We start from the raw sequence: 1,866 nt of genomic DNA, 5'->3' as shown, positions 1-1,866 counted from the left end.
GGCGTCGGCACCACCGACAACTGCCGGCCCTCACCGACCTTCATCGCCATCTCACCACCAGCAACACCAGAACCAGCAATCGCAACAGACTGCAGTTCGACCGGAATGGGTCCGGAATTCTTGACGGTGACCTCGATCTGATCCATGTAACCGTCCACGAGTACGAAGATCGTGGCGGTGCCCACGGCCTTGGCGGTGACGACGCCGTTGGCATCCACCGCGGCGACCGATTCGTTTCCGGAGAGCCACTCGACGCTCTTGGAGGCCGCGCCTTCAGGCGTGACGACGAAGGTGAGCTTCTTGATGGCGTTCACAGCCATTTCCACGTTGCCGCCATTGATGGATACACCGGTGACCGAAGGGGTCGGAACATCGCCGTTGGTCACCGTGACAGTGGCCGACACGGTCTTACCGTCCGCGGTCGCCGTAATGGTCGCGGTACCGGCGGCGACAGCCGTGATGGTGCCGTTCACGTCCACCGAAGCCACCCCGGCGTTCGAAGAGGACCAGGTGACCTTCTTGTTTGTGGCATTGGACGGAGCCACCGTTGCATTGAGCTTCTGCGTTGCACCGACCTTGAGCGAGACGGCGGTACTGTCCAGCGTAACGGAATCGACCGGGACGACGACCGGACCGCCGCCGACGGTCACATGGATCGTCTTCTTGTGGACGCGGCCATATGAGTAGACGACCAGATCGGCCGAGCCGTTGCTCACAGCGCGGATGACGCCGTCGGCGCCGGCGCGCACGATGCTCGGATCCATCGACTGCCAGATGAGATGCTGGTAGGTCGCATCGGCCGGTGTGAAGGTCGCGGACGTGTCCACCGTGCCGCCCGACGGGACATGCAGCGTGTACTCGTCGCCGGAGCCTTCAAGGCCATTGGCGCTCAGATCGAAGCCAGCGAGGTACACATAGGATTTCTTCTCGAGCTGGACGGTCTTCTCGGCGGTCTGGCCCTGATAAGTGGCGGAGATCGTCACAGTGCCGTCACCGTCTATAGATATGTCGGCGTCCCAGGTAGACGTGTTGCCCTGATCCTGCGGCCAAATGGACTGCATGGCGTTGCGCCAGTTCGATGTCTTCCAGGTGATTTCATCAGTGGCGACGTCGGCCGGCAGGCCAAGCGCCGTGATCTGGAATTTGTCCGAGGTCGGCACCGTGTCCGGACCGACGAGTCGAAAATCATCCGCGTATGCGGGTGCCGCAAAGCCGATGCCCGCGACGAGCGTTGCTGCGGCGATGGCGCCGGCAGCGACCTTCTTCCTCATGCCATGTAACCGATCAAAGATCGACATCGTTCCTCCTAAATAACCGAGCAAGAAACAAGTGCGTCATGACGACTGGTTCGTCGGCTTATCTCCGTTCTCGGTGTGTTTCCTCATGGTGTGATCCGCAGGCGGCATCGATTGACGCATGCGTTCCAAGCAATCTCCCGGCATGACGCCGTTCGCTCTTAGACAACCTACGTTCACTGCGAACGTATTCACATAAGACAGTATACCGCCTTCTTCACACAATCTGCACCATCAAGTCCATCAAAACGCACGTTGTCATCCCAAATCTGCGGTATTGGGCAGATGATGCCGATGTATACGGTATTGTATGCGTCCATGTGCATGGATAGATGAAGGCGGCCGACACTAGTCACGGTGTCGGCCGCCTTCATCCGGCTACCCCTCGGTTACTTGCCATGGGACCGCGCCTGAGGCAACGTCATGACTTGCTTTGCCTCAGGGCACTGACGCCCCATGCATTCCATGGCCGTCTCAGCCAAGGTGGTTGTTGAGTCGATGCAGGAACGCGGCCATCTGCTCACGCGCCGTCGAATCCATGACATTGAACTTGCCGGTGCCACCATTGACC

At 59.8% G+C, this 1,866-nt stretch carries 1 protein-coding gene; it reads right to left on the bottom strand.

The window, feature by feature from the left end:
- Positions 1-1,298 (bottom strand): Ig-like domain-containing protein (locus G606_RS10585; protein ID WP_196799979.1); only part of this gene is annotated, 1,298 nt, incomplete at its 3' end.
- Between the last annotated feature and the right edge of the window lie 568 nt (positions 1,299-1,866).

It is taken from the genome of Bifidobacterium sp. AGR2158 (assembly GCF_000424225.1).
In the GTDB taxonomy this organism is placed as follows: domain Bacteria; phylum Actinomycetota; class Actinomycetes; order Actinomycetales; family Bifidobacteriaceae; genus Bifidobacterium; species Bifidobacterium anseris.
Note: the sequence above shows the minus strand (reverse complement) of the source record. Positions and strands in the feature narration are given on the sequence as shown.